At 59.2% G+C, this 26,126-nt stretch carries 28 protein-coding genes; 11 read left to right on the top strand and 17 right to left on the bottom strand.

The annotated features are described in order from the left end of the window. Positions 1–56: 56 nt before the first annotated feature. From gshA to I6L35_RS09415, 4 genes are all read right to left on the bottom strand, one after another. Positions 57–1,655 carry a glutamate--cysteine ligase gene (gene gshA / locus I6L35_RS09430; protein ID WP_216980110.1) on the bottom strand — a complete coding sequence of 533 codons (1,599 nt, stop codon included), beginning with the start codon at positions 1,653–1,655 and terminating at the stop codon, positions 57–59. 61 nt (positions 1,656–1,716) lie between these two features. Continuing rightward, positions 1,717–4,530: a pitrilysin family protein gene (locus tag I6L35_RS09425; RefSeq protein ID WP_216980109.1), complete on the bottom strand. Its 2,814-nt coding sequence runs from the start codon at positions 4,528–4,530 to the stop codon at positions 1,717–1,719. A gap of 27 nt (positions 4,531–4,557) precedes the next feature. Then, a complete protein-coding gene (locus I6L35_RS09420) occupies positions 4,558–4,995 on the bottom strand; it encodes a YqaA family protein (protein ID WP_101531118.1) in 438 nt (145 codons plus the stop codon). A 79-nt stretch (positions 4,996–5,074) separates the two neighbouring features. Next, positions 5,075–6,052, bottom strand: coding sequence for an NADP-dependent oxidoreductase (locus I6L35_RS09415; protein ID WP_216980108.1), 978 nt, complete (start codon positions 6,050–6,052; stop codon positions 5,075–5,077). Between the two features lie 56 nt (positions 6,053–6,108). Here I6L35_RS09415 and I6L35_RS09410 point away from each other — a divergent pair, with 56 nt between their 5' ends. Further along, positions 6,109–6,276, top strand: coding sequence for a hypothetical protein (locus I6L35_RS09410; RefSeq protein WP_005308905.1), 168 nt, complete (start codon positions 6,109–6,111; stop codon positions 6,274–6,276). A gap of 54 nt (positions 6,277–6,330) precedes the next feature. Here the strand turns inward: I6L35_RS09410 and I6L35_RS09405 are convergent, their stop codons facing one another. Further along, on the bottom strand, positions 6,331–7,341 hold the full coding sequence (locus tag I6L35_RS09405; protein ID WP_139408451.1) for a Preprotein translocase subunit SecY: 1,011 nt from the start codon (positions 7,339–7,341) through the stop codon (positions 6,331–6,333). A gap of 255 nt (positions 7,342–7,596) precedes the next feature. Here I6L35_RS09405 and I6L35_RS09400 point away from each other — a divergent pair, with 255 nt between their 5' ends. After that, positions 7,597–7,893 (top strand): hypothetical protein, encoded by a 297-nt coding sequence (locus I6L35_RS09400; RefSeq protein ID WP_216980107.1) that lies wholly within the window; start codon positions 7,597–7,599, stop codon positions 7,891–7,893. Positions 7,894–7,912: 19 nt separating this feature from the next. Then, positions 7,913–8,263, top strand: coding sequence for a hypothetical protein (locus tag I6L35_RS09395; protein WP_042053367.1), 351 nt, complete (start codon positions 7,913–7,915; stop codon positions 8,261–8,263). A 51-nt stretch (positions 8,264–8,314) separates the two neighbouring features. On the opposite strand, the gene I6L35_RS09390 is transcribed toward I6L35_RS09395, so the two are convergent. The 4 genes from I6L35_RS09390 to rpsF all read right to left on the bottom strand — a co-directional run bounded on the left by I6L35_RS09390 (position 8,315) and on the right by rpsF (position 10,303). Beyond that, a complete protein-coding gene (locus I6L35_RS09390) occupies positions 8,315–9,055 on the bottom strand; it encodes a ferredoxin--NADP reductase (RefSeq protein ID WP_216952875.1) in 741 nt (246 codons plus the stop codon). Positions 9,056–9,156: 101 nt separating this feature from the next. After that, positions 9,157–9,603: a 50S ribosomal protein L9 gene (gene rplI / locus I6L35_RS09385; protein ID WP_005340490.1), complete on the bottom strand. Its 447-nt coding sequence runs from the start codon at positions 9,601–9,603 to the stop codon at positions 9,157–9,159. A 52-nt stretch (positions 9,604–9,655) separates the two neighbouring features. Next, on the bottom strand, positions 9,656–9,886 hold the full coding sequence (gene rpsR, locus I6L35_RS09380; protein ID WP_005308890.1) for a 30S ribosomal protein S18: 231 nt from the start codon (positions 9,884–9,886) through the stop codon (positions 9,656–9,658). 30 nt (positions 9,887–9,916) lie between these two features. Then, positions 9,917–10,303: a 30S ribosomal protein S6 gene (gene rpsF / locus I6L35_RS09375; protein WP_005308887.1), complete on the bottom strand. Its 387-nt coding sequence runs from the start codon at positions 10,301–10,303 to the stop codon at positions 9,917–9,919. A gap of 237 nt (positions 10,304–10,540) precedes the next feature. Between rpsF and I6L35_RS09370 the strand changes: the two genes are divergently transcribed. From I6L35_RS09370 to I6L35_RS21095, 4 genes are all read left to right on the top strand, one after another. Beyond that, a complete protein-coding gene (locus tag I6L35_RS09370) occupies positions 10,541–11,764 on the top strand; it encodes an Nramp family divalent metal transporter (RefSeq protein WP_216980106.1) in 1,224 nt (407 codons plus the stop codon). 108 nt (positions 11,765–11,872) lie between these two features. Continuing rightward, a complete protein-coding gene (locus I6L35_RS09365) occupies positions 11,873–12,730 on the top strand; it encodes a hypothetical protein (RefSeq protein ID WP_216980105.1) in 858 nt (285 codons plus the stop codon). Positions 12,731–12,894: 164 nt separating this feature from the next. Further along, positions 12,895–13,062 carry a chlorhexidine efflux transporter gene (locus I6L35_RS21100; RefSeq protein ID WP_254204549.1) on the top strand — a complete coding sequence of 56 codons (168 nt, stop codon included), beginning with the start codon at positions 12,895–12,897 and terminating at the stop codon, positions 13,060–13,062. An 18-nt stretch (positions 13,063–13,080) separates the two neighbouring features. Next, positions 13,081–13,338, top strand: a complete 258-nt coding sequence (locus I6L35_RS21095) for a chlorhexidine efflux transporter (protein ID WP_254204548.1) — start codon at positions 13,081–13,083, stop codon at positions 13,336–13,338. A 141-nt stretch (positions 13,339–13,479) separates the two neighbouring features. On the opposite strand, the gene hupA is transcribed toward I6L35_RS21095, so the two are convergent. Further along, the gene (hupA, locus tag I6L35_RS09355) at positions 13,480–13,752 is read right to left on the bottom strand and encodes a nucleoid-associated protein HU-alpha (RefSeq protein WP_216980104.1); all 273 of its coding nucleotides are present in this window, start codon (positions 13,750–13,752) and stop codon (positions 13,480–13,482) included. A gap of 330 nt (positions 13,753–14,082) precedes the next feature. Here hupA and rsd point away from each other — a divergent pair, with 330 nt between their 5' ends. Both rsd and I6L35_RS09345 read left to right on the top strand, forming a co-directional pair. Next, on the top strand, positions 14,083–14,565 hold the full coding sequence (gene rsd, locus I6L35_RS09350; protein ID WP_216980103.1) for a sigma D regulator: 483 nt from the start codon (positions 14,083–14,085) through the stop codon (positions 14,563–14,565). Between the two features lie 101 nt (positions 14,566–14,666). Beyond that, positions 14,667–15,047 carry a PilZ domain-containing protein gene (locus I6L35_RS09345; RefSeq protein WP_216980102.1) on the top strand — a complete coding sequence of 127 codons (381 nt, stop codon included), beginning with the start codon at positions 14,667–14,669 and terminating at the stop codon, positions 15,045–15,047. Positions 15,048–15,128: 81 nt separating this feature from the next. Here the strand turns inward: I6L35_RS09345 and radA are convergent, their stop codons facing one another. Beyond that, positions 15,129–16,496: a DNA repair protein RadA gene (radA, locus tag I6L35_RS09340; RefSeq protein ID WP_005341318.1), complete on the bottom strand. Its 1,368-nt coding sequence runs from the start codon at positions 16,494–16,496 to the stop codon at positions 15,129–15,131. A 100-nt stretch (positions 16,497–16,596) separates the two neighbouring features. On the opposite strand from radA, the gene I6L35_RS09335 reads away from it, so the two are divergent. Then, positions 16,597–18,978, top strand: a complete 2,382-nt coding sequence (locus tag I6L35_RS09335) for a PilZ domain-containing protein (protein ID WP_216980101.1) — start codon at positions 16,597–16,599, stop codon at positions 18,976–18,978. A 38-nt stretch (positions 18,979–19,016) separates the two neighbouring features. Here I6L35_RS09335 and I6L35_RS09330 read toward each other — a convergent pair whose 3' ends face one another. Continuing rightward, positions 19,017–19,922 (bottom strand): alpha/beta fold hydrolase, encoded by a 906-nt coding sequence (locus I6L35_RS09330; protein ID WP_216980100.1) that lies wholly within the window; start codon positions 19,920–19,922, stop codon positions 19,017–19,019. A gap of 28 nt (positions 19,923–19,950) precedes the next feature. Then, complete coding sequence (serB, locus tag I6L35_RS09325) at positions 19,951–20,961, bottom strand: phosphoserine phosphatase SerB (RefSeq protein ID WP_216952868.1); 1,011 nt, start codon at positions 20,959–20,961, stop codon at positions 19,951–19,953. 119 nt (positions 20,962–21,080) lie between these two features. Between serB and I6L35_RS09320 the strand changes: the two genes are divergently transcribed. Beyond that, positions 21,081–21,716, top strand: coding sequence for an AhpA/YtjB family protein (locus tag I6L35_RS09320; protein ID WP_216980099.1), 636 nt, complete (start codon positions 21,081–21,083; stop codon positions 21,714–21,716). 60 nt (positions 21,717–21,776) lie between these two features. On the opposite strand, the gene deoD is transcribed toward I6L35_RS09320, so the two are convergent. The 4 genes from deoD to deoC all read right to left on the bottom strand — a co-directional run bounded on the left by deoD (position 21,777) and on the right by deoC (position 26,006). Further along, positions 21,777–22,493, bottom strand: coding sequence for a purine-nucleoside phosphorylase (gene deoD, locus I6L35_RS09315; RefSeq protein ID WP_040096807.1), 717 nt, complete (start codon positions 22,491–22,493; stop codon positions 21,777–21,779). A gap of 76 nt (positions 22,494–22,569) precedes the next feature. Then, the gene (locus tag I6L35_RS09310; protein WP_005341326.1) at positions 22,570–23,778 is read right to left on the bottom strand and encodes a phosphopentomutase; all 1,209 of its coding nucleotides are present in this window, start codon (positions 23,776–23,778) and stop codon (positions 22,570–22,572) included. 14 nt (positions 23,779–23,792) lie between these two features. Further along, positions 23,793–25,124, bottom strand: coding sequence for a thymidine phosphorylase (deoA, locus tag I6L35_RS09305; RefSeq protein WP_005358033.1), 1,332 nt, complete (start codon positions 25,122–25,124; stop codon positions 23,793–23,795). Positions 25,125–25,232: 108 nt separating this feature from the next. Then, positions 25,233–26,006, bottom strand: coding sequence for a deoxyribose-phosphate aldolase (gene deoC / locus I6L35_RS09300; protein ID WP_216980098.1), 774 nt, complete (start codon positions 26,004–26,006; stop codon positions 25,233–25,235). Between the last annotated feature and the right edge of the window lie 120 nt (positions 26,007–26,126).

Genomic DNA, 26,126 nt, shown 5'->3' with positions numbered 1-26,126 from the left:
AAAAGCCGCTCACTCGAGCGGCTTTTTGTTGGCACTTTGGTTGGTACGAACCCGCCTCAGGCCGTGGTGGTACTGGTACCGAAGTAGTCGGCCAGGAAGTCATCGAACGACAGGCTGTCGCTGCGCTCGCGCTCCCGTTGCTTGGCCAGGGAATCCTTCGCCTCACCGGCAAAGTAGGCCTCATCCCAGTACTGCAGCTCCCCTGCCAGCAGCTCCTCGCGATAGCGGGTCGCCAGCTTGTCGCCGTAGCAGCCGTTGTCCTTGCCACTCTCCAGCAGCTCCTTGAGCATGCGGGCGGAGTAGGTGAGCTCGGGGTTGAGCAGCTTCTCGCGATGCATCGCCAGCGTCTCGCGATAGCGGTTGCGGCCGCAGCAGCGATCCAGCAGGTCGGCCACCTGAGCCAGCTCGTCGAACAGTTTGAGGCCGTACTCTTTGAGGCCGATGGCATGACCCTGCTCGTCCTCCAGCTCGAGGCCGGGACGACGTCCCTCCAGCACCACCTTGTTCTGGTTGCGGCGGTTGCGGGCAATCTCCTCGTCACTCAGCACCGGAGAGGGGCGCAGCAGGCACCAGACCAGGAACAGGTCGAAGAAGCGGATCTGATCCGCATCGATGCCGAGCGGGGTGAAGGGGTTGACGTCTACGGTGCGCAGCTCGATGTATTCGATGCCGCGCTGATCCAGCGCATCCGAGGGCTTCTCGCCGCTGCGCGGGGTGCGCTTGGGGCGGATTGGGGCGTAGAGCTCATTCTCCAGCTGCAACACGTTGTCGTTAAGCTGACGATACTCCCCATCCACCTTGACCCCGATCTTGGCAAAGTCGGGATTGTGGGTGTTGATGGCGCGGCGCAGACTGCTGACATAGGCCGGCAGATTGTCGTGGCTGATCTTGAGCCCAGCCTGGGCGCTGTTGGTATAGCCAAGATCAGAGAGACGCAGCGCGGTGGCGTAAGGCAGATAGAGGGTACCCTTGCCGGTCTTCTCGAACGGCAGGTTGCTCTTGCGCCCTTTGAGGAAGGATTCGCAGATGGCAGGGGAGGCGCCAAACAGATAGGGCACTAGCCAGCCGAAGCGGTAGACGTTGCGAATAAGCCCCATGTACTTGTCGGAGATAAAGCGCTGGCTGCAACAACCGACGCACTCCAGATCCTGCCACTCGCTCCAGAAGCTGTCGGGCATGGAGAAGTTGAAGTGCACCCCAGCGATCACCTGCATCAGGCTGCCGTAGCGGTTCTTCAAACCCTGACGGTAGAGGGTCTTCATTTTGCCGATATTGGAGCTGCCGTACTGGGCCAGCCGGATGCTCTCTTCCCCACCGACGAAGCAGGGCATGGAGAGCGGCCAAATCCGCTCGTCACCCAGATTCTGAATCACATGGTGATGGATATCGCCGAGCTGCTCCATCAGGCTATCGATGGAGTCGGTGGCCGGGGTGATGAACTCCAGCAGGCTCTCCGAGTAGTCGGTGGTGATATTGGGATGGGTCAGGGCCGAGCCCAGCTCCCGGGGATGGTCACTCTGGGCGAGTCGGCCATCCGGCGTGATGCGCAGGCATTCACGTTCGATCCCGCGCCGGATCCCCTTGAGCGCGGTCAGGCGCTCCGGTGATCCCAACGCATTCAGCAACTCGGTGAGCGACAAGCTTGTTGTAGTCATATTCACGGCTCATGTGAGGCCGCCCCATCCGGGGCGGCTCTTGATTTTTATAAAGCGTCAGTTACGGCAACTGCAGCGGATAGATGGGAAGATGAAGCTCCTTCAGGGGTTTTTCAAGCTTTTGCTTGTCTCCCACCACCACGATCACCATATCGGCCGGATTGAGCCAACGGGCGGCACTGGCCTTCAGCGCCTCGGGAGACACCGTCTTGATCAGGTTGTTCTGGGCCTGCACATAGTCCGGTTTCAGGTCATACATCACCATCTGCAGCAGGAAGCCCGCCTTCTGGCCCAAGGTCTCGTAAGAGAGGGCATCCTGCTGGGAGACCGCGCTGCGCATATAGGCCAGCTCCACCGGTGTCGGGCCGCTCTTGCGGTAGTTGTCCATCTCCTTGAGGAACTGGCGGATGGCATCCACGGTTGCATCGGCCCGCACATTGGCACCGGTGGCGAAGGTGCCCACCTCGCGGTTGGCGGAGAAGCCCGAGCTGGCGCCGTAGGTGTAGCCCTTGTCTTCCCGCAGGTTGAGATTGATGCGGCTGTTGAAGTTACCACCCAGGTTGAAGTTCATCAGCCCAGCGGTGAAGTAATCCCCCGTGGTATCAAACGGCATGGCGCGACGACCGATGCGGATCACCGACTGGGGCGCCCCCGGCTTGTCGACCAGATAGATGCCCGGCTTGGCCTGCTCACCCTTGAGCTTGAGATCCCCCAGGGTTGGCGTTGCCCCCTTCCACTCGGTCAGGAAGCCAAGTTGCTCCTCGATCTGCTTCTGGTCCACATCACCGACCACAACCACTTTGGCGTTGGTGGGGTTGTAGTAGGCCTGATAGAAGTGCTTCACGTCCGCCAGGGTCAGCTTGGCCACATCGGCCGGTACCCCGTCGGTAGGTTGCCCGAGGCGGTTCTGCTTGCCGTAGACCAGTCCGCGGAACGCCTGCCCGGCCAGCCACTCGGGCTGCTGCTGGGCCTGTTGCATCCCTTGCAGCAGCTGCGCCTTGACCCGCTCGAAGTCCGCCTCCCGCATGCCCGGGCGCTCCAGCACCTCGCGCACCAGCGCCATGGTCTGGGGCAACTTGTCCGCCAGCGAGCTGACGGTGATGAGGTTGTTGTACTGGGCGCTGGAGACATCAATGCTTGAGCCCAGCTTTTGCAGCTCGTCGCTCAGCTGAGCCTCGGTCAGGCGCACCGTGCCCTGCCCCATCATGGCGGCAGTCAGATTGGCCAGCCCAAGTTGCCCCTTATCTTCGGCACGAATGCCGCCCGGCAGGGCAATCATGATGGAGACGGCGGGGATCTCGTCACTCTTGGTGCCGATGATCTCGATGTTCTTGTCGAGCTTGCCGTGCCAGATGGCGGGCACCTTGACGCTCACCGCCTCGCTCGCCTTGGGTTGCACGCTGCGATCGAAATTGTCTTTTACCGGTCGTTCGGCCAGCGCCTCGTCATGCTTGCTGTAATCCGGCAGCTCGCGCTTGGCGGGGGTAAAGTTCGGGGTGGCAACCTGCCACTCGGTCTTGCCCTTGGGCACCACGCTCAGCACCACCGCCGGCTTGCCGGCGATGAACTTGTCGTAGGCGGCCTTCACCTGCTCAGGTGTCACCTTGCCGATGGCATCGAGAGTCTTGAACACATAGTTGGGATCCTGGGCAAACACCTGACCCATGGCGAGCTGGCTCACCTTGCCGGAGACGCTGTCCAGACCCCAGATGGCGGAGGCGCGGTACTTGGCGATCGCCTTCTCCAGATCTTCCGGCTTGAGGCCGCGCTGGGCGAACTCGCCGATCACCTTGTCCACCTCCCCCTTGAGGGTCTTGAGGCTGCCATCCTGCGACGGGTTGGGATAGGCGTAGACGGTCAGGGTACAGGCCAGCTCTTCGCAATAGTGGGACGCCCCCACATCGATCGCCTTGCCGGTTTTCACCAGCGACTGGTAGAGCATGGAGCTAGCGGAACCGCCGAGTACGTCGGCAAACATGTCGAGTGCCGGCTCCTGCGGATCGCCAAGAGAGACGGTGGGGTAGCTGATATAGAGCAGCGGCAGGTGTACCTTGTCCTGTAGCGTCACGTAGCGGGTCTCGGGCAGGGTCACCGGCTTTGGCGTCGGCTCGGCCACGTCCGGGCCGCGCGGGATGGAGCCGAAGTACTTCTCGATCCACTCGAGAGCCTGCTTGCTGTCAAAGTCGCCGCCCAGAGTCAGGGTGGCGTTGTTGGGACCATACCAACGCAGGAAGAACTGCTTGAGGTCGTTCACATCGACCCGGTCGAGATCTTCCACGTAACCGATAGGCTGCCAGGAGTAGGGGTGAGTACGCGGATAGAGCGCCTCCCCCACCTTCTCGCTCACCAGCCCGTACGGCTGGTTATCGACCCGCTGGGCCCGCTCGTTCTTGACGGTGGCGCGCTGGATCTCGAACTTCTTCTGGCTCACCGCATCGAGCAGGAAGCCCATCCGGTCCGCCTCCAGCCAGAGCACTTTTTCCAGCTGGTTGGCAGGCACGGTCTCGTAGTAGTTGGTGCGATCCTTGTTGGTGGTGCCGTTCATGTCGCCACCGGCTTCGTTGATGATCCGCATATGCTCCTGATCACCAACGTGTTTCGAGCCCTGGAACATCATGTGTTCGAAGAAGTGGGCAAAACCGGACTTGCCGACCGTCTCGCGGGATGAGCCGACGTGATAAGTCACATCGAGGTGCACCAGCGGATCGGAGCGGTCGGGGGCCAGGATCACAGTCAGGCCGTTGTCCAGCTTGTACATCTGATAGGGGATGGCGAGCTTGCCCTCCTCCTTGCCCTGTTCGGCGATCAGGGTCGGTGCCGCCAGCACCGGCAGGGTGAAGCCCAGCAGAATCGTTAAAGGTATGACTTTGTTCACAGTGACCTCGTGAGTGACAAAAACAGGCTAGAAAATGTGACTGGCCAGCAGAAAAACCAGGGCATAACGGAACAATTTGCCGAGCCCGATCAAAATGAGAGAGCGCCAGAAGGAGAGGCGCAGCCAACCGGCCAACAGACAGAGACCATCACCGACCACCGGCGTCCAGGCAAGCAGCAGACACCAGTGACCATGTTGTTTGAGCCAGCCTAAGGCTTTTTGTTCCCCACGGCCTTGAAAATCTTCCGGTTTTTTCTTGAAGGTGGCGAGCCAGCCAAGCCACCAGGTGGTCATGGAGCCGAGGGTGTTGCCGAGCGTCGCCCACAGCAGCAGGCTCGCCATGCTCCACTCCCCTTTCGCCGCCATGGCCCCCAGCAGCACTTCCGAGCTGCCGGGCAACAGAGTGGCTGAGGTAAAGGCGCTCAAAAAGAGCCACCCCAGCCCCATCTCCATTAACTCATTCATGATGCGCGTCCCCACCCCCCAGGCAAGGACGCGAGGCGCTCAATAACAGCCACACCATGTGCCATCTCCATCATCTCGCTCATCCGGGATAGCCGTCGGCCGCAGGCATCCGCAGCAGCAGCTTGCCGCGTACATGGCCCCCTTCGATGGCCTGATGGGCCAGCGCCCCCTCGGCCAGGGGGAATTCACCGGCGAGGGTGACCTTCACCTCCCCCTGACGCAGCAGCATCAACATCTGACCCAGCTGCTTCTGGTCGGGGTGAACCAGCATGCCGACCACCTCGATACCCGCCGCAGCCCCAGCATCCTTGATCTGCTGGGCGGTAATGGTGGGCACAGTCACCAAGCGGCCACCCGGCTTGACACAGGCCAACGCCGCCTTGCCGCTCTCGCCGCCTACCAGATCCAGCACCAGATCGACCTGGCCGGCCTCTGCCACCACAGCTGCTGGCCAGTTTGCGTCGTGGTAATCCACCATCCAGCGCGCCCCCAGAGCGTGCAGGAAGCCATGGTTGTCGGGGCTGGCGGTAGCCACCACCTCGGCGCCATAGGCGCTGGCAAACTGCACCGCCAGATGGCCGACACCACCGGCACCGGCAAGGATCAAGACCCGCTGACCGCTCTGGAGGCCGCCGTGCTCAAGCAGCCCCTGCCAGGCGGTGAGACCGGCCAACGGCAGCACCGCCCCCTGCTGCAGGCTCACCCCGTCGAGCTTGACCAGCTCGCTCTCGCTTGCCACCACAGACTCCCCGTAGCCACCTGCGGTAAGGGGAAAACCGACCATGCCGCACACCCGATCCCCCTCGACCAGCGAGGTCACGCCGGGGCCCACCTTCTCTACCACGCCGGAGACGTCATAACCCGGTGTCCAGGGCAGCTTGTCCTTGTTCTGGGCCGCCGCCCAGCCAAGACCGGCGCGAGTTTTGGCATCGATGGGGTTCACCCCCGCAAAGCAGATGCGCACCCGCACTTCGCCATCGGCTGGCACCTTATCGAGGGAAGGGTTGAGCTTGAGTACCGAGGGGTCACCGAATGCGGTAATCTGTAGTTGCGTCATTGCACAATCCATCCTGTTGATTGATCAAGGGTCAACAGAATAACAGCGAGGACACCATGGCTCGAATGTTTCTTATTCCTCTGTTGCTGGCACTGGGGTGGTGGGCATTTCTGCTCTACTTCCGCATCCCGCTCAAACAGGGGGCCAAGGGGTTTTACTGGATCATCGGCATCGGTGGCGGACTGGCCGCCTTCCTCAGCCTGATGATGGTGCTGACTCACTGAGTGCCACAGCCACTCGATAACGAAAAAGGCCACCGAGTTTCGGTGGCCTTCTCACTATCCGGCTTGCTGCTCCAGCGCCGGATTGAGGTAGTAGTGGCGATTGCTCCCCTGCCCCAACACCCCTTGCGACAGCAGATGGTGGAACACTCGATCCACCTCCTCCAGCGAGAGTGACAACGCCTGTGCCACCGAGCGCTTGCTGCACTTGAGCTCACCGCTCACCAGCGCACCGCGCACCTGCGCCAGCACCTCGGGGGCGGGCTCGGGGGGCATGATGGGCTCGGGCTGGGCAGCCATCGCCAACGCTGCCTGCGCCTCTCTGCGAGCTTGCTCCTGCTGCCAGCGCCACATCCGGCGAAAGCGGTTTTCCTCGCCGATCAGACTGACGAAAAAGGCGCCGAACACGTCGAGCAACACCGAGAGGAAGCAGACCAGCAGGAACTGCACCTGACTGATGCTCATCCCCACCCCGTCCGCCAGACTGCTCATCAGCCCCAACATGGAGGATTGTTCGTTGACCGGCTTGGCATCGCGCTGCTGACGCAGCTCATCCTGCTGCAAGCGCAGCTTGGTATTGGCGTGCTGCAACGAGGAGACGCCACTGGAGATCCGCTCCAGCTCGATATATTTGCGGGCCGCCTCCTCGTTGAGCTGGATCTGCCGCTCGATGCTGGCGATCTGCTCGTCGAAACGGGCCAGTTCCCGTTCGTGGCGCGCCTGCTGGCTCAGTACCGTATTGGTGGCGCTGTTGATGCCACCAATACTACCGCCGATGGAGATGGCCGCCAGCACGCTGTAGAACAACAGCGACCAGAAAGCGCCACTCAGATCCCGCCGCGCCTTGCGCTCGCCGTACTCGTACCAGACATAAAACTTGCCCAGCTCGAAGATGATGGCCAAGCCGCCGAACAGCCACTTCATCAGCGGGTTGTCATCGATGGAGAGGAACAGCAGCAGGGAGAAGATAATGGAGGCCAGAATAGCCAACCCGGTGAAACTGTATACCGTCGTCAGAGCAAACCACCCCTTGGGGTAGCGCAATGTGGAGGAGTCCTGTGTGGTCATGATGAAGGGGGGTGCTGTGCAGGAAAAGTTGGCTGCCGATTATAGTCGCCAGACTCGCACAGAGAAGGGCAAATGACTGAATTCCTTCAGATTGGCAACCAGCTGCCCAGAGTGCGACCAAAACGGACAAATCGGCAGCAGAAAAGCGATACAATTCCTCCCTGACTTGATCATCTGGTGAGATGAGGTGTGATTCCGCCCGGGTTCAGCCCAGATCCGTACACTCATCCACCGTTGCAATTATCCGAGGCCATCATGAACAGTACGACCACCTTGCTACTCTCCCTTCTTCTGGTTACCGGCGGCGCCGCTGCGACACAGCAATATCCAGAGAGCGGTGGCACCGAATTTTCCGTCGATGAGCTTAAATTCAATCTGGACTGGGATGACAAACAGTTCGGCTGGACCCAGAACGACTGCCTCACTCTGGATATCGGGGAGACCTCCTCCGTCGACTGCAAGGCGGTCAAATTCAATCTGGAAGATGAAGAGAATCGCAACCAGCCACCGAAAACCAACCAGCTCCCAGCCAACTCGCAGAGCGACCAGTAACAACAGGAGTACCCTTGCGATGACCCAAGCTAAACACAACCCCGTTATCCGGCGCGGCGCCCTGCTGCTTTCCCTGCTCATGGCGCACGGCATCGCGGTTGCGGCACCGCCAAGCAAAAATAGCGATGGCATCAAGATCTCCGGTGATGACATCAAGATCAATCTCGACTGGGATGACAAGGAGTACGACTGGTGGCAGGACAACTGTCTGGATCTTGGCATTGGCGACAGCCGGATCAAACTCAACTGCGACAAGATGGATGGCAAGTACCGGGATCACTACAACCGCAGCATCCACAGCGGCAATAACCCGGGACAAGGTCACGACAAACAGAAGGATAAAAACAAGGGTAACGGCAAGAAAAACTGACTGCCGCCTTTGCTTATGCAGCAGGGGCCTTGCGCCCCTGTGCTGATTGTTTTACCAATAATTCTCCGCACTGATATTGCCAGGCGCCCGCCGCAGATTCTTGGCCAACCCCTGCGCCAGCAAGGTCTGCTGGGTCTCTTTCACCATCTCCGGATTGCCGCAGATCAGCACCTGACTCAGCTCGGGGGAGAACTCCAACCCCACTCGATCCTGCAGCTGACCATTGGCAATCGCCGCCGGGATCCGCCCTGCCATTGCATCGGGCCAGGGCTCGCGACTGACAAAGGGGACATAGCGGAAGCGCTCGCCATATTGCTCGGCAAAGCTCGCAATCAAATCCTGATAACTCAGCTCCTCGCCTTTACGTACCCCGTGCACCAGCACCAGATTGTCGAAGCGGTTGAAGGCTTCCCCATCGGCCAGCATGGAGAGGAAGGGGCCGATAGCAGTACCGGTCGAGAGCAGCCAGAGATCGCGCCCGGCGGGCACCTCATCCAGCGTCAGAAAGCCGGTGGCCTGGGATTGCACCAGCAAGGTATCGCCCGCTTGCAGCGAGCCGAGCGAGGGAGTCAGCTCACCGCTCGGGATCTCGACCAGATAGAACTCGTGGTATGGCGCAGAGGGGGGATTGACGAAGGAGTAGGCGCGCTGAATGCGGCGATCGCCCTGCTCGAGGGCCAGCTTGGTGAATTGGCCTGCCTTGTAAGGGGCCAGCTCGGCCGCTACCCGCAGGGAGAACAGGGTGGGTGTCCATTCGATGCGTTCGATGACGCGACCTTCTACCCAAGCCATAGGGATCTCCTCCAGTGGAACAGACCTTCACTCTACCCCCGGGCCGGAAAATAAAAAACCCGCGCAAGTGCGCGGGTTTTCTCTGCAAAAGCGAATCGCTATTACAGGGCAACAACCTGGATCTGTACGGTTGCTTTAACGTCAGCGTGCAGCTGAACAGCAACTTCGTAGTCACCGGTGTTACGCAGAACGTTGCCCATGCGGACTTCGCTCTTGGCAACGGCTACGCCGGCAGCAGTGATGGCTTCAGCCACGTCACGGGTACCGATGGAACCGAACAGCTTGCCTTCGTCACCAGACTTGGAAGCGATAACCACGGTAGCCAGTTCGGCCAGCTTGGCAGCACGCTCTTCAGCAGCAGCTTTGTTGGCAGCCAGTTTGGCTTCCAGCTCAGCGCGACGAGCACCGAAAGCTTCGATGTTGGCCTTGGTGGCCATAACAGCTTTGCCTTGCGGGATCAGGTAGTTACGGGCATAACCAGATTTCACGGAAACTTGGTCACCCAGACCGCCCAGTTTGGCGATTTTGTCGAGCAGGATAACTTGCATTACCTTTCCTCTATAAATTTCGTTGAGTTAGGCTTAAGTGCCGGGCCGATTCTTACTTGTTGTGCAGATCGGTGTACGGCAGCAGAGCCAGGTAACGAGCACGCTTGATGGCGCGTGCCAGCTGACGCTGATACTTGGCGCGGGTACCGGTGATACGGCTCGGTACGATCTTGCCAGATTCAGTGATGTAGTTTTTCAGAGTAACGATATCTTTGTAGTCGATCTCGGTAACGTTCTCGGCGGTGAAGCGGCAGAACTTACGACGACGGAAATAACGTGCCATGGCCTTTATCCTCTAGTCAGTGATCCAGAATTACTCTTCGGAAGCAGCTTCAGTAGCTTCTTCGCGGCGCTCGTCGTCACGACGGGTGAAGCGCTCTTCTTTGGCCTTGGCCATCGGAGAAACTTCAGTCACGGCGTGCTTGGTGCGCATGATCATGTTGCGGATAACGGCATCGTTGAAGCGGAAGTTGGTTTCCAGCTCATCGATAACGGCTTGCTCTGCTTCTACGTTCATCAGAACGTAGTGGGCTTTGTGCAGTTTGTCGATCGGGTAAGCCAGCTGACGACGGCCCCAATCTTCCAGGCGATGAATGGTACCACCGGAGGTGGTGATGGCGCCGGTGTAACGCTCGATCATGCCGGGAACTTGCTCGCTCTGGTCCGGATGAACCATGAAGACGATTTCGTAATGACGCATTTTAGCTCCTTACGGATTAATTCAGCCTCCGCCCAGGTGCAGCCAGACCTCGGAGGCAAGGAACATAAAGGTGTTTAGTCGCTGCTTTTCTAGGGCGGCGTATTGTACGAAATCACATCCCTCACTGCAACTGACTGCCTTAAATGTTTTTCCCGATGGAAATCATCAGAAACAACAATTGATAATGATTATCATTTGGATCTATTCTCTCTCCATATCCTTATGGAGGGTGATGCCATGCAACCCGCACTGACAACTACGATTCCAGCCCGCAAATTCAAACTAACCCTGCTCGGGCCAGCCTTTATCGCCGCCATCGGCTATATCGACCCGGGCAACTTCGCCACCAATATTCAGGCGGGCTCTACCTTTGGCTACCAGTTGCTCTGGGTGGTGGTATGGGCCAACCTGATGGCCATGGTGGTGCAGACCCTCTCGGCCAAGCTCGGCATCGTCACCGGCAAGAATCTGGCGGAACATATCCGTGACCGACTGCCAAAACCGGCGGTCTGGGCCTACTGGGTGCAGGCAGAGATCATCGCCATGGCCACCGATCTGGCCGAATTTATCGGCGCCGCCGTCGGCTTCAAGCTGCTGCTTGGCGTGACCTTGCTTGAAGGAGCCTGTATCACCGCCGTGGTGACCTGGGGGATCCTGATGTTGCAATCCCGTGGTCAGAAACCACTGGAGTTCGTGGTCGGTAGTCTGTTGCTGTTCGTCGCGGCGGCCTACATCGTCGAGCTGATCTTCTCCCGCCCCCATCTGCCCAGCCTGCTGGAGGGCGCCCTCTTCCCCGGTCTGCCCAACAGCGATGCCGTCTATCTGGCCGCCGGTGTGCTCGGTGCCACCGTGATGCCCCATGTTATCTACCTGCACTCGGCGCTGACCCAGCACACCCAGGATCAGGGCTCGGTCAGCCAGCGGCTGCACACCACCCAGGTCGATGTGGCGATTGCCATGACTATCGCCGGCTTCGTCAATCTGGCGATGATGGCGATGGCGGCCGCCGCGTTCCACAGCTCGGGCCACCAGCAGGTAGCGGAGCTGGAATCCGCTTATCAGACCCTCACTCCGCTGCTGGGTCAGGCAGCAGCCACCCTGTTTGGCCTCTCGCTGGTCGCCTCCGGCATCAGCTCTACCGTGGTGGGCACCCTGGCCGGGCAAGTGGTTATGCAGGGCTTTGTCCGCTTTACCATCCCACTCTGGCAGCGTCGCGCCATCACCATGGCTCCCGCCTTCGTGGTAATCGCCATGGGGCTCAACACCACCGAAATTCTGGTGTTGAGTCAGGTGATCCTGAGCTTTGGCATCGCGCTGGCCCTGATCCCGCTGTTGATGCTGACCGGCGATCGGGCGCTGATGGGGCAACATCGCAACCATCCGGTCACACAAGCCATCGGCCGCCTTATCGTTGCGTTGGTGATTGGCCTCAACGCCTATCTGCTGGTTGCCATGATCTAGCAACCAGTCACCAAACAGGAGGCTCATTAACACTGGTTAATGAGCCTCTTCGCACTTTGGCGTATGCTGCCGCTTTCTCTTCTCATCTATCGTTGCGGGAGCCTTGCCATGGAACATACCCGAGTCAGCTTCGTGCTGGGCCATCATCAGGAGCAGGCCAGCGTGGTCTGCTGCCAGCGCGGTGAAACCACGCTGCTGGTCACCGACCTCACCCCCTTTCATCCACAGAGCCACCTCTGGCCCGATCAGCCGGGGGACGTGGGCCATGCTCGCTGGGAAGGGGGCGAAGCCGCCATTGGCCCTTGCCGGATGGGGGCTATCAGCCCGGATGGCGAGCTGTTCGTCGACGCCGATATTCCGGTAAAACGGGGGGCAGAGGGATGGCAGTTCGTGGTGGTACACCCCTTGGCGGGCGAGCACAACTTGCCTGTCGGCAGTCGGGTCGAGTTGCAGGTCGATAGAGCGGCCCGCCACGCCCTGAGTCTGGGCCATAGCGGCTGCCATCTGGCCGCGATGGCCCTCAACCGGGTACTCATCTCCTACTGGCGCAAGGAGGTAAGCGAGCGCGATGCACTGAGCCAGCCTGACTTCGATCGTCTTGCTATTCAAAGCTCGCGGGTCGAGCCTTGCGGTTCGCGAGAGCAGTACCGAATCGGCAAGAGCCTGCGCAAGAAAGGGGTCAACAGCGAGGCTCTGCTAGCAGATCTGGCGCTGATTGAAGAGAAGGTCAACCAGCAGCTGGCCGACTGGATTGCAGCCGGAGGAGAAATCCGCCGCAGCCGTGCTGGCGAGGCGATCATCGATTCCCGTTACTGGCACTGCATGCTGGAAGGCCATGAGGTGACCATTCCCTGTGGTGGCACCCATGTTGCCTCGCTCGCCGAGTTGGGAGAGGTCAAGGTACAGCTCACCCAAGTGGAAGAGGGCTTTGCCATGCTGACCCGGGTCACGCCAACCGACGCCTGAGTCGCAGACTTGACCACTCAGGGCTAACGCCCAAATTGGCAATAGAGAAGTATCGCAAATGAGGGGGCATAATCATGCCCCTCAACATCAGTCATGACGGGCCGATGCTTCTCTTTTAACCACTCCCTGATTAGAATGCGCCTCCCACAGGAGGCACATCACCCATGAGTAGTACCCAACTACGCACCACCCCTGATCGACTTCGCTATCTGGTGCTCTACGAAGGCATCGGGCTGGCACTGGTCGCCCCCCTGATCAGCCAGCTGTTCGGTCAGGGCGTCGCCGAGGTCGGTTCGCTGGCCATCTTCTTCTCCATCGTCGCCACCGCCTAGACCTATGGCTGGAACCTGTTGTTCGACAAGGGGTTGCTCAAACTTTGCGGGCGCACCAACAAGCAACCACTGGACCGCTTCCTGCACGCGTTTGGCTATGAGGCGAGCTTTATGATGCTCTCCCTACCCTGCGTCATGTTCTGGCTCGATTTGGATGTATGGGACGCCCTGATGCTGGATCTCGGCTTCGTCGCCTTCTATCTCGTCTACATCATGCTCTTTACCTGGGCCTATGAGCGGATCTGGCCGCTGCCATCCACTCCGCAGACGGCATAAGGCCTCAGACTCAACAAGGTTGACAAAGGAACTGGTACAACAGGAAAAGCAAGGGAGCGCTAACCGGAAGGATGGGAAAACCCCATAAAAACAATGCCAGTCAGCAAGCTGACTGGCATTGGACAAAACAGACTTTCGGACTTACTTGACGGCGTCTTTCAGTGCCTTGCCAGCCACAAATGAAGGCACGTTGGCAGCAGCAATCTGGATCTCTTTACCAGTTTGCGGGTTACGACCGGTGCGGGCTGCACGGTGGGTGACCTTGAAGGTGCCAAAACCGACCAGTTGCACAGCATCGCCTTCTTTCAAGCTCTGGGTAATACCATTGATGATCTCTTCCAGAGCCACTTTGGCCTGAGCTTTGCTCAGATCTGCTTTGGCGGCAATCGCATCGACAAGTTGAGCTTTGTTCATAACATTTCCTTTATGATCGGGCATTTAGCGCTGGGTCACTCTATGCAAAAAAAAACGCACAGGCAAAGCCTTTATCGAGGCATACGGGTTAAACGCTGGGGTTTTCATCAAGATCTGCGGAAATAATCACATTCCGTGCCAGCAGAAGAGCGAGCGGGCCCGAAACCTGCTTGCGGCAAGCTCCACCGTCCGCTTATTTCTTCCCCGCTTAACAATATCCCGGCAAGCCTATTGACGCTTGGTCAGATTTTCCATAGTTATAGGTAGTGTCACCGCTCAAACGGCTCGGAAGCCCTATCAAACGCCAAGCCTTTGCCCCATGGAGGGATTATGTTGACAAAACTGGAACAGACCAAGCAGGCGCTGGCAGGCAAGCATAAGGCAATCGATGACTGGCTGGACGCCCGACAGGCGTTGCTGGTTGAATATATGCGACTGGCGGGCCTCACCCCGGCTCGAACCAAACAGCGCAGCCTGCCCAAACAGGAAGAGTTGCAGCACTTCTGCGACCGCTTGGTCGACTATGTCAGCGCGGGCCATTTCGAGATCTACCACCACGTCGTCACCGCTTTCGAACAGGCCAGTGGTGAAACACTGGAACTCGCCAAACGGATTTACCCCCATATTCGTGCTACTACCGAGTTTGCCCTCGAATTCAATGACAAATACAGCGATGCCGATGAGGCCCAACTGCTACTGCTTGATGATGACCTCAACGAATTGGGCCCGGTACTGGAAGATCGCTTCAAACAGGAAGATCGTCTGGTAAAGGCACTCCATGTGGTGGAGTTTCTCAGTGCCCAGCAAGCCTGATCGCTATTTTTGGAGCAAGTTCAAGCTACTGGCAGCCAAGGTGCATTACACTCAGTGCAATGATTCCTTGTGTCCAGCAGATTGCAAACTAGGAGATGATCATGTCTGAGCGCCGCCGTTTTGCACGGATCCTCTATTTGACCACGGCCGACCTCACCCAGGGGGAGCACAAGTGGCAAACTCAGCTTGTCGACATCTCCTTGCAGGGAGCCCTGCTGATCCGCCCAGACGACTGGGAGAGCCGTGACAACAAGGAGTACCAGCTCAGTTTTGTCCTGAGTGGCAGCGATATCGAGATCAAGATGCAGGTCGAGCTGACCCATGAAGCCAGCAAGAAGCTGGGGTTCTACTGCCACCACATCGATATCGACAGCGCCACCCACCTCAAGCGGATGATCGAGCTCAACGTCGGCGACGAAGAGCTGCTCCACCGCGAGCTGGAACAATTGCTGAGCGAGCATCTGGAACATAGCCAGCCCTGATGGCTAGCTCCAGAACAACAAAAAAGAGCGCCGAGGTGCTCTTTTTTGTTGTTCTGTTGTCTTGACTGGAATGCAAGAGAATTACAGTGCCTCGAGTGCCTCAGACAGCTTCTTGACCGGCACCACTTCCATCCCTTCGATAGGATGCTTGGGGGCATTGGCGTGCGGCACGATGGCACGGCGGAAACCATGCTTGGCCGCCTCCTGCAGCCGCTCCTGACCAGAGGGGACAGGACGGATCTCCCCTGAGAGCCCCACTTCGCCGAACACCACCAGATCCTTGGGCAACGCCTGATCCCGGAAGCTGGAGACCATCGCCAGCAACAGCGCCAAATCCGCACTGGTTTCCTCGACCTTGACCCCGCCAACCACGTTGATGAAGACATCCTGATCCGCCATCTGCAGCCCACCGTGACGGTGCAGCACAGCCAGCAACATGGCGAGTCGGTTGTGATCCATCCCCACCGCCACCCGGCGAGGGTTGGAGAGCTGGGAGTAGTCAACCAGCGCCTGCAACTCAACCAGTAGAGGTCGGGTACCCTCCCAGATCACCATGACGATGGAGCCGGGCGCCTGCTCCTGACCGCGACTGAGGAAGATGGCAGATGGGTTGCTCACCTCGCGCATCCCCTGTTCAGTCATGGCAAAGACCCCCAGCTCGTTGACCGCACCGAAGCGGTTCTTGTGAGAGCGCAGAGTCCGAAAACGGGAGTCATGGCCACCGTCAAGCAGCACAGAGCAGTCGATGCAGTGTTCCAGTACCTTGGGGCCAGCCAGACTGCCATCCTTGGTCACATGACCCACCATGAAGATGGCCACATGGTTCTGCTTGGCGTAACGGGTCAGTAACGCTGCTGCCTCACGCACCTGTGAGACCGAACCGGGAGAAGATTGGACATCCGCCACATGCATCACCTGAATGGAGTCGATCACCATGATCTGCGGCTGCTCCTGCTGGGCAATCAGGCAGATCTGCTCAACGCTGGTCTCGGAGAGCATCCGTAGCTTGTCGGTAGGCAAACCAAGGCGGTTGGCCCGCATTGCCACCTGCTGGAGCGACTCCTCACCGGTGACATAGAGAGTTTTCATCCGCTCTGCCAGACCACACATGGTCTGCAGCAGCAGGGTCGATTTACCCGCCCCCGGGTTACCACCGATCAGAATCGCCGAGCCGGGCACCACACCGCCACCAAGCACCCGATCCAACTCCTTGAAACCGGAAGTAAAACGGGGGATTTCGGTGGTGGCGATCTCTGCCAGTGTCTGTACCTGACTGCCGACCGCGCCGGCATAACCGGTGTAACGGGCACTCTTGCCTGCGGGAGTGACGGAGCCAAGGCGTACCTCGGTGATGGTATTCCACTCCTTGCACTCGCTGCATTGACCTTGCCAGCGTGTGAAGTCGGCACCACATTCGGAACAAACATAAGCAGTTTTATTTTTAGCCATTGATAACTCGGGGACAGGATGAATTCCTGCTTGATATACTTGTTTGCGACCGACAGATCAAACCCAGAATCGGAAAAGTGACTTTCCGTGGCAGGAACACATGGATTCAGTACACCAACAACATCTGATTGAACAACTTGTACCCCTGCTGCGGGAGAAAGATTTCGAAGAGATCTTCAACCGTCTGACCCAGGACGAAAACAGTAACGGCCGTTTTCTGATCAAGATGGAGCTCAATCGCAAATGCTCCCCTTGCCGCAGGGTTATCGACATGCGCGATGAACTGGAGGACGAGTGCCTGGTGCACGAGTTCGACGGTATCACCCACTTTATGCCGGCCGAGGCCATCGGACTGTTTCAGTCCCAGTGCTATCTCTACCGTGACGCCTATACCCTTGGCGTTTACGAAGCGCTGCAACAATGGCAAAAGAACCATCACCACGCCCGGGTGGATGGCCTGCTGCAACCCCCTGTCAGCCCCTTCCGGCAATACGACGTCAACACCATCGTCTTTGCCAGTTACTACGGGCGACGACAAGAGCGGATGCACTTTAGCTCGCCCTTGCTCATCAAACTTCATGACGGGGAGAAGTTGTTCGCCAAAAGTTCCGATCTTTCCCTCGGCGGCATGAGAGTCTCGGTCCCCTATTTGCCCAATTACCAGACCGGCGCTCAGGTCGAGGTCTTCTTTACCGGGCTAGAGCGGGATCACCCCAATCCGGTGCTGCATCAGCCGGTCGGTTACCAGATCCTCGGTGAAGAGAGCAAGGAAGGGAAGTATTGGCTGAGGCTGGTACGCTCCGGTGAGCAGCCCGCCTTCGATGCCTTCCTCAGCGACTTTATCGAAGCCAACAAGATCCGCTATCGGGTCAGCGTCGACTATCTGCTCTCCGCCGCCATCATCAAGGGATATGAGCAGTTCTACCTGCCACGGATGACCGGCATGCCGCTCTTCTTCAGCACAGGAGATTGTCCCTCACTCGAGATAGCACTGCGCACCGAGAACAACCAGCACCTGCTGGAGTATTGGCGCGACGAGAAAAACCGCGATGCCCTGGCGGGACTCTTCTCAGCAAAACGGATGAAACGCCTCTGCCCTGCTCCCGGCACCACGACCGAAACCCTCATCTACTGCTTCACCCACACGGTACGCAGCCATATCTATTTCTTCTCTGCCACTGCTGAAGAGCTGCGCCAGAGTGGTCTCACCGCCCTCTTCTTCCAGGTGGGCTCCCGACGTCCCAGCTGGCGTGTCTACAAGTTTTCACTGGAGGCGTGTGAATCGCTGGAGGCAGATGTAGGGCAGTTGCAGGGGGTCGAAAATTCGCAACTGCAGGATATTCTGTTACTCGAACGTCTCAAACTGATTGGGTATTGCGGCCTGCTGCAGGAGATCAGTCTGGAGTCCCAACGGGAGGAGTTCCGCCCGGAGGGCGAGCTGGGCAATAATGCCAATGAATTGCAACGTTTTGGTCACGAGCTGGGCGTTGCCCCCTTCGAGATTGAATCCCTGCACTATGTCCAGTTGCGCAAGGAGCTGCGCTATATCCACAAAACAGCCGTTGCCATCCATCACAATGGCAAGTCATGGCTTGGCTGGACCCGAGATATTTCTACCCATGGCCTGCAGGTCGAGCTGGAAGATGCCTTTATCGGCGAGAAAAACGATGTGGTGACCATCGCCCTGCCCCGTCTGCAGGAGTTATCCAAGAGCATGGATCTGCAGCATCTCTCCTACCGGCTGGTTAGTCTCAACATGACTCGCACCGTGCTGCACCTCTGTATCGACGGGGATTCCGATCGTCATACCGGTCGTCAGTTCTTCAGCCTGCTGATCGAGAGCAACCAGAACAAGCTCAAGGCGGCGCAGGAGCAGCGCCGTTATCGCGGACTGGCGCGAGCCCTGCGCAATATTTACACCCACCACCTGTTCAACTCACCGGTCTATATCAACAAACTGAAGGGTGCCCCCAAGCCAGCCGCCATCGGCAAGTCACTCACTCCGCGCAGCCTGCAACAACTGTTAACCGCCTGTGCCGAGCAACCTGAGCAGGAGAACCTCTATCCGCTGTTTCAGGGGGAGTTGTTCAAGGAGCTGCTGATGAATCCGTTGCGAGCCATCGAGCGGGAGGACAAACCGCGTGAAGATGAGGTCTATATTGCCAGCATCCAGACCAAGGCGGGCCTCCCCATCTTCACCAGCCGCCTCGCCAGCAGCTTTAGCAACCTAAAAGAGAAGCGCCAGTTCATCGAGCTGGCACTGCAGCAGGGAGAATTCTACTCGGTGCTGGTCGGCATCTCCCGCACCGGACGCCCCGACACCAACTTCATTGCCAATGAGCTGGACTACATCGCCAAGTTCGCCATTCACAAGGCAAAGCGGCTGGAAGAGGAGTTGTGGAGTGTCGTGGGGGTTGGCGAGCTGACCGACACCACCCAGGCAACTCTGTTCCGGTTCGGCATCACGCAGCCGCCCCGCTGATCCCATCGACACGGGCGCACTATGTGCCCTGTTTTTTGTCATGCTGCCTGCGGATTGAGCAGCCATTCCAGGATCCGGGGAAAGTGATCCTCCTGCGCCTGCGGGGCGGTCAGCATATTGATGTGGTCATAGTCAAGCCGGTTGCCATTATCACGCCCCAGGCGGGTGTGACGAGCAGCCGAGCCTATCTCGTCGCTGAAACGGCGCACATCGGTCGGATGGCCCAATACCTTGTCGGCTCTGGCAGAGATCATCCAGAGTGGCGGCCAGTTGACCCGTGCCGCCCCCTCGTCATAGGCAAAACCGTCGTGAGGATCCCGCCAGGGGCCACACTTGACCCAGGGGATGGTCTCCTGCAGATAGCGCAGCGGCTCGTCGTCAGCACCGATCTTCAGAGTACGAGCCGCCAGAAAACCACGGCGGCGAGCCAGCCAGGGGGCCAGCCGATTCCAGATCAGATCCACCTTCAGCCAGCGCTCGGGATTGTGCACCGACACACCGCGCTTGGTGCCAAAAAACAGCAGACTGGCCACCTGATCCGCCAGCTCGGGGAAGCGCACCAGGGTCGAGGCCATGATGACACCGCCCCAGGAGTGGGCCACCCAGTGCACCTTGAAGCCATGATGGCACTCGGCAATCCAGCGATGCAGGGCGGGCAAGTCCTCGGTGATTAGCTCGTGCTGGCCGTGCTCCGCCAGCTCGGCGATGGCCGGAGTGCTGAGCCCCCGTCCCCGCAAATCAGCCACATAGACCTGATAGCCGTGGCGGGCCAAAAAACAGGCCAGCCCCTTGCCCGATTCGGTGTAAAAGATGCGGCCGTTCTCGATGGCGCCGTGCACCATCAGGATCGGCTCGCCATGCACGGCGACCCGGGGTTTGATGTGGCGAACATGCAGTTGATGGGCGCCACAGGGGATAAACAGAGACTGCTGCAACAATTCCATTTTTATTGGTTTCCTCCTTGAAACACAGTCAGCGCTTGTCCCAGCGTTGTTCGCTGCAGGCGCGCGCCGCCAGCAGGCAGATCACCCCCTCCAGATCGTGATGATTGAGGGTGGCCGCAGCCTGCGCCCGCACCAGCGGCTTGGCATGAATAGCAATCCCAAGACCTGCCACGCCCATCATCTTGAGATCGTTAGCACCATCGCCGATGGCCACGGTCTGGGCGGCAGCAATGCCGTACTCCTGAGCAAGCTGCTGTAACACCTCGGCCTTGACGCTGGCATCAACGATGCGCCCGCTCACCTTGCCAGTCAGCTGACCCCCTTCCACCGCCAGCTCGTTGGCGAAGATAGCATCGAGCCCCAGCGCCTGCTGCAACTCGCCGGCAAAACGGGTAAAACCGCCGGAGGCGATGGCCACCTTCCAGCCAGCCTCTTTGAGGGTATCGACCATCAGTTGCAAGCCGGGCATCCACGGCATGTTGGCGGCCACCTCGTCGAGAATGGTGACCGGCGCTCCAGCCAGCAGGGCCACCCGGTTGCGCAGACTGTCGGAGAACTCCAGTTTGCCCTGCATGGCAGCAGCTGTTACCGCCGCCACCTGATCGCCGACCCCCGCCAGCCGCGCGATCTCGTCGATGCACTCGATACGGATCGCGGTGGAATCCATGTCCATCACCAACAGGCCGGGTTCGCTCAGGGTGGGTAGTGCCGGCAGGTGGCAGAGATCGATCTCCCACTCACCGCTCTTGAGCTCGGCCACCAACTCGGAAGAGAAGCGATCGCAGCCAAGCAGCAGCAGCGGCACCTCCGTCACCTCGGTGGGAGGATAGAGGGTGGCCACCAGCCCCTGCGCAGCCAACAGTGGTGACAGATGCGTCAGATGGGAGGCGCCCAGCCCCTTGCCAAACAGTACCAACCAGCCGCCCGCCTGCGGGGTCTCTGTCGGTTGCAACGCATCGGCGTTGAGCTGCCAACAGGGTGAGCCGGACAACAACGCAGGCCAATCGGATAACAGAGGGGGGAGCCGGGACAACAACATAAGAGATACGCCTTCCTTGGTGATCAGGGGGTTAACAATGCTGACCCAGAGTAGCGTATTGCTTTTTGCGCAGGCAAGCGCCAAGATCCGGCACTCATTGTCAGCATGAGGTCTCGCGCTTGCAGCGTCATCTTCCCATCAAACGTGTACTCAGTCTGGTAGCCGGCCTGCTGCTCGGCTGCTGGGTACTGGTTGTTCTCCATCATATGCAGGGAGAGAGCCAGGCTGCGCTGCACACCGAAGCACGCAACCGCGCCCAGGCACTGGTCGCCTATGCTGCCCGCGACATGAAGCGCTGGCTCAAGGAGGAGAACAGCAGTGAGCTGGAACGGCTGGCCCGGGATCTGGCGACCGAGCCGGAGATCCTCGATGTCACACTCTATGATGGACGCGGCATTCCCCTCGCCCAGTCGGAACAGGCCGTACCGCTGGAGAGCCTGCTACCCATCGGTGACAATAACAAATCGATGCCGGAACAAGGCAAGGGGCGGATCCAGTTCGTACAGGAGGTCCTGGATGGCGATCAGACACTGGGCTACCTGCGCATCACCCTGGAAGAGCAGCAGATGCTGGCGGACAAGGACACCAGACTCAAAACGATTCAGGAGAAACAGCGGCTGATATTGCTGATTGCGCTGCTGGCAGGTCTGCTTATCTCCTATGGCATTCGTCGCAACTATATGCGAGTGCGCAAGCACAAAAAACGAAGTCCTCCACCCTCCCCGCCGCCAACCAACAATGATGCGGCGCAGTAAACGGATAAAGAAACGGCGACCAGAGGTCGCCGTTTTTGCATGGTTCCAGAGGCTGCGGGATTAGTTGTCGCCCAGCAGGACGGAATCCAGTGCGATTTCGATCATGTCGTTGAAGGTCAGCTGACGCTCTTCAGAGGTGGTCTGCTCACCGGTACGGATATGGTCGGAGACGGTGCAGATGGTCAGCGCCTTGGCACCGTACTCTGCGGCCACGCCGTAGATACCGGCGGCTTCCATCTCGACACCCAGGATGCCGTATTTTTCCATGACGTCGAACATGGAGGGATCCGGAGTGTAGAACAGGTCGGCGGAGAAGATGTTACCCACACGCACGGCAACGCCCTTGTTCTTGGCGGCCTGCACGGCATTGGCAACCAGGTCGAAGTCGGCGATGGCAGCGAAGTCGTGATCTTTGAAGCGCAGACGGTTTACTTTGGAATCGGTGCAGGCACCCATACCGATCACCACGTCACGCAGTTTCACGTCTTCACGCACGGCGCCACAGGAGCCCACGCGGATCAGGGTCTTCACACCGTAATCGGTGATCAGCTCTTTTGCGTAGATGGAGCAGGACGGGATACCCATGCCGTGACCCATGACAGAGATACGACGGCCCTTGTAGGTACCGGTGAAACCGAACATGTTGCGCACGTCGCAGATCTGCTCGACGTTCTCCAGGAAAGTTTCAGCGATGTACTTGGCGCGCAGGGGGTCGCCCGGCATCAGCACGGTATCAGCAAAGGCGCCATCTTTCGCATTGATATGAGGAGTTGCCATTCTCTTGATTCCTTCACACTAGGTTGAGTTTTATTGTTTTATAAATTGCCCGCCGCCGAAGTGGCGGGCGGGTAAATTACAGGAAGCTGGTACCGTACGCCAGTTTCGGCAGGCCGTGGTAAGCCGCGATGCTCTGGCCGATATCGGCAAAGGTCTCGCGACGACCGACGGAGCCGGCCTTGACCGGCTTGCCGAAGAACAGCACCGGAATGTATTCGCGGGTGTGGTCGGTCCCACCCCAGGTCGGGTCACAGCCGTGATCGGCAGTCAGCACCACCACGTCGCCATCTTGCAGCAGCTCAAACAGCTCCGGCAGGCGGGAATCGAAATACTCCAGCGCACCGGCATAACCGGCAACATCACGGCGGTGGCCGTAGGAGGAGTCGAAGTCCACAAAGTTGGTGAAGACGATGGTGTTGTCACCGGCCGCTTTCACCTCTTCCAGCGTGCGATCCCACAGCTCGGTCAGACCGGTCCCTTTCACCTGCTTGGTGATGCCCTGCTGGGCATAGATGTCGGCAATCTTGCCGATGGAGACAACCTGACCGCCCGCATCTTTCATGTAATCCAGCACGGTCGGCGCCGGCGGCAGCACTGAGTAGTCGTGACGGTTGCCGGTACGCTTGAAGTTGCCCTTGCCACTGCCCACGAACGGACGCGCAATCACGCGGCCGATGTTGTAGGGCTCCAGCAGCTCGCGCACGATGTGGCACAGCTCATAGAGCTTCTCGAGGCCGTAGGTCTCTTCGTGGCAGGCAATCTGGAACACGGAGTCGGCAGAGGTGTAGAGGATCGGCTTGCCGGTCTTCATGTGCTCTTCGCCCAGATCGTCCAGCACCTGGGTACCGGAGGCGTGGCAGTTGCCGAGATAACCCGGCAGACCAGCCTTCTCGACGATGGCGTCCAGCAGCTCCTGCGGGAAGCTGTTGTGGTGATCCTTGAAGTAGCCCCACTCGAACAGCACGGGCACACCAGCGATCTCCCAGTGACCGGACGGGGTATCCTTGCCGGAGGAGAGCTCCTGCGCAAAGCCGTAGGCACCGACTACCTCGATATCTTTTTTCAGCCCTTCCGGGAAGTAGCCGGAAGCCTGCTCGCAGGCGTGGCCCAGACCCAGCTTGTTGAGGTTGGGCAGATTGAGGGCGCCACGGCCTTCAATTTCACCTGCCGCACACGCCTTGGCGATATGGCCAAGGGTGTTGGCGCCCACATCTCCGAACTTGTCGGCGTCAGCAGCAGCGCCAATACCGAAAGAGTCCATCATCAGAATAAAGGTACGTTTCATGGGTCTTCCCCTTGTTACAAATCGGCCAGGGTGATACGGCGGTACACTTCAGGCAGTGCCTCCGGCCGTTCGCCACCAATCCGGACAGCCGCCTGCACCATGCTGGCAGCCTGAGCATATTGCTCTTCAGTCTGAGCGTGGATCATCGCGATCGGCTTGTCAGCATCAACGCTTTGACCCAGGCGGATAAAGTCGGTCAGACCGACCGCATAATCAAGTTTGTCACCGGCAGCGCGGCGACCACCGCCCATGGCGACCACCGCCAGACCCAGCTCGCGGGTATCCATGGCGGTCACGAAGCCGCTGTTGGCCGCGAAGACCGGGCGTACGATGGCTGCCTTGGGCAGGTAAGCGTCGTAACGCTCCATGAAATCGGCCGGGCCACCGAGACCTGTCACCATGCGACCGAAGATCTCGGCCGCCTTGCCGTTATCCAGCACCGCCTGCAGCTTGGTGCGGGCATCGCGCTCGTCGCTGGCCAGACCGGCGGAGATCAGCATCTCGGCGCACAGCGCCATGGTCACTTCGTGGATGCGCGGGTTGCGGTATTCACCGGTCAGGTAGCGCACCGCTTCACGTACTTCCACCGCGTTACCGGCGCTGGAGGCCAGCACCTGGTTCATGTCGGTCAAGAGCGCAGAGGTGCGGCAACCGGCACCGTTGGCCACGGCCACAATGCTCTTGGCCAGCTCTTCGGAGGCTTCGAAGGTTGGCATAAAGGCGCCGGAGCCCACTTTCACATCCATCACCAGCGCTTCGAGCCCGGAGGCGAGCTTCTTGGAGAGGATGGAGCCGGTGATCATCGCGATGGATTCGACGGTGGCAGTAATGTCACGTACTGCATAGATACGCTTGTCAGCAGGGGCAAGATCGCCGGTCTGGCCGATGATGGCCACGCCCGCCTCTTTCACCACTTTCAGGAAACGGTCGTTGTCGACCGAGGTCTGGTAGCCGGGAATGGCATCCAGCTTGTCGAGGGTGCCGCCGGTGTGGCCCAAGCCACGGCCGGAGATCATCGGCACAAAACCGCCGCAGGCGGCCACCATCGGGCCAAGCATCAGAGAGACCACATCACCCACACCGCCGGTGGAGTGTTTGTCGACAATCGGGCCACCCAGATTGAGGTGATCCCAGGTCAGCACCATGCCGGAGTCGCGCATGGCGCAGGTCAGAGCAACCCGCTCATCCATGGTCATGTCTTTGAAGTAGACCGCCATCGCCAGCGCGGCAATCTGCCCCTCACCGATGGTGTTGTTGGTAATGCCCTGAACGAAGAATTGAATTTCTTGGGTACTGAGCGCTTCACCGTTGCGCTTCTTGCGAATAATTTCTTGAGGCAAAAACATCTTTCATTCCCTCCGCCATTGCTGGCGTTACACAAGCCTGAATCCTTGCCCGCACACCGCATGGTGGGGGCTAACAGGGCGGACCAGGTCCGCCCCCTCATCAACCTATTAGTAACCGCTGGTGTTGGCCGGCTTGTCGCCATGCCCCAGAGTGGCCAGCAGACTGGCCAGCAGGCTGGATGCACCAAAGCGGAAGGTACGGGCGGATACCCAGTCCTTGCCGAGGATCTCTTCGGCCATGGCCAGATACTGACCGGCAACGGCTGCGTCTTTCACTCCACCAGCAGGCTTGAAGCCAACTTTCGGATTCTTGGCCTTGATCACTTCCATCATGATGCGCGCCGCTTCCGGAGTCGCATTGACCGGCACCTTACCGGTAGAGGTCTTGATGAAGTCGGCACCGGCATCGATACAGATCTCGGAAGCGCGACGGATCAGCGCCTCTTCTTTCAGCTCGCCGGTTTCGATGATCACTTTCAGCAGCACCTTGGCACCGCAGGCCTCTTTACAGGCTTTGACCAGATCAAAACCGATCTGTTCATTGCCGGCCATGAAGGCACGGTACGGGAACACCACGTCCACTTCATCAGCACCGTAGGCGACAGCGGCACGGGTCTCGGCCACGGCGATCTCGATGTCGTCGTTGCCGTGCGGGAAGTTGGTCACGGTCGCAATGCGTACGTCGGCAGCGCCGATCTCACGCAGGGTCTTGCGAGCGATAGGGATAAAACGGGGATAGATGCAGACGGCGGCAGTCAGGCCAGCCGGTGACTTGGCCTTATGGCACAGGTCGATCACCTTCTGATCGGTGTCGTCATCGTTCAGGGTGGTCAGGTCCATCAGGTTCAGGGCGCGCTGAGCGGCCACTTTCAGATCAGTCATTCTGTTCTCCAAAGTCTCGATTTAATCCAGATAACCGGGCACCGCCATACCATCCAGCGATGGATGCACAGGCAGTAATCCCCCAGCTATACGGGAATGGAATTACAGTGCGAAGGCACC

The organism is Aeromonas sp. FDAARGOS 1405 (assembly GCF_019048265.1).
GTDB lineage: Bacteria > Pseudomonadota > Gammaproteobacteria > Enterobacterales > Aeromonadaceae > Aeromonas > Aeromonas veronii_A.
The sequence above is the reverse complement of the archived record's forward strand: the minus strand, read 5'-3'. Positions and strand labels throughout refer to the sequence as shown.

Coding starts and splice junctions, on each gene's coding strand:
- gshA (WP_216980110.1), bottom strand. CDS start 1,655: ATGACTACAACAAGCTTGTCGCTCACCGAGTTGCTGAATGCGTTGGGA.
- I6L35_RS09420 (WP_101531118.1), bottom strand. CDS start 4,995: ATGAATGAGTTAATGGAGATGGGGCTGGGGTGGCTCTTTTTGAGCGCC.
- I6L35_RS09415 (WP_216980108.1), bottom strand. CDS start 6,052: ATGACGCAACTACAGATTACCGCATTCGGTGACCCCTCGGTACTCAAG.
- I6L35_RS09410 (WP_005308905.1), top strand. CDS start 6,109: ATGGCTCGAATGTTTCTTATTCCTCTGTTGCTGGCACTGGGGTGGTGG.
- I6L35_RS09405 (WP_139408451.1), bottom strand. CDS start 7,341: ATGACCACACAGGACTCCTCCACATTGCGCTACCCCAAGGGGTGGTTT.
- I6L35_RS09400 (WP_216980107.1), top strand. CDS start 7,597: ATGAACAGTACGACCACCTTGCTACTCTCCCTTCTTCTGGTTACCGGC.
- I6L35_RS09395 (WP_042053367.1), top strand. CDS start 7,913: ATGACCCAAGCTAAACACAACCCCGTTATCCGGCGCGGCGCCCTGCTG.
- I6L35_RS09390 (WP_216952875.1), bottom strand. CDS start 9,055: ATGGCTTGGGTAGAAGGTCGCGTCATCGAACGCATCGAATGGACACCC.
- rplI (WP_005340490.1), bottom strand. CDS start 9,603: ATGCAAGTTATCCTGCTCGACAAAATCGCCAAACTGGGCGGTCTGGGT.
- rpsR (WP_005308890.1), bottom strand. CDS start 9,886: ATGGCACGTTATTTCCGTCGTCGTAAGTTCTGCCGCTTCACCGCCGAG.
- rpsF (WP_005308887.1), bottom strand. CDS start 10,303: ATGCGTCATTACGAAATCGTCTTCATGGTTCATCCGGACCAGAGCGAG.
- I6L35_RS09370 (WP_216980106.1), top strand. CDS start 10,541: ATGCAACCCGCACTGACAACTACGATTCCAGCCCGCAAATTCAAACTA.
- I6L35_RS09365 (WP_216980105.1), top strand. CDS start 11,873: ATGGAACATACCCGAGTCAGCTTCGTGCTGGGCCATCATCAGGAGCAG.
- I6L35_RS21100 (WP_254204549.1), top strand. CDS start 12,895: ATGAGTAGTACCCAACTACGCACCACCCCTGATCGACTTCGCTATCTG.
- hupA (WP_216980104.1), bottom strand. CDS start 13,752: ATGAACAAAGCTCAACTTGTCGATGCGATTGCCGCCAAAGCAGATCTG.
- rsd (WP_216980103.1), top strand. CDS start 14,083: ATGTTGACAAAACTGGAACAGACCAAGCAGGCGCTGGCAGGCAAGCAT.
- I6L35_RS09345 (WP_216980102.1), top strand. CDS start 14,667: ATGTCTGAGCGCCGCCGTTTTGCACGGATCCTCTATTTGACCACGGCC.
- radA (WP_005341318.1), bottom strand. CDS start 16,496: ATGGCTAAAAATAAAACTGCTTATGTTTGTTCCGAATGTGGTGCCGAC.
- I6L35_RS09335 (WP_216980101.1), top strand. CDS start 16,597: ATGGATTCAGTACACCAACAACATCTGATTGAACAACTTGTACCCCTG.
- I6L35_RS09330 (WP_216980100.1), bottom strand. CDS start 19,922: ATGGAATTGTTGCAGCAGTCTCTGTTTATCCCCTGTGGCGCCCATCAA.
- serB (WP_216952868.1), bottom strand. CDS start 20,961: ATGTTGTTGTCCCGGCTCCCCCCTCTGTTATCCGATTGGCCTGCGTTG.
- deoD (WP_040096807.1), bottom strand. CDS start 22,493: ATGGCAACTCCTCATATCAATGCGAAAGATGGCGCCTTTGCTGATACC.
- I6L35_RS09310 (WP_005341326.1), bottom strand. CDS start 23,778: ATGAAACGTACCTTTATTCTGATGATGGACTCTTTCGGTATTGGCGCT.
- deoA (WP_005358033.1), bottom strand. CDS start 25,124: ATGTTTTTGCCTCAAGAAATTATTCGCAAGAAGCGCAACGGTGAAGCG.
- deoC (WP_216980098.1), bottom strand. CDS start 26,006: ATGACTGATCTGAAAGTGGCCGCTCAGCGCGCCCTGAACCTGATGGAC.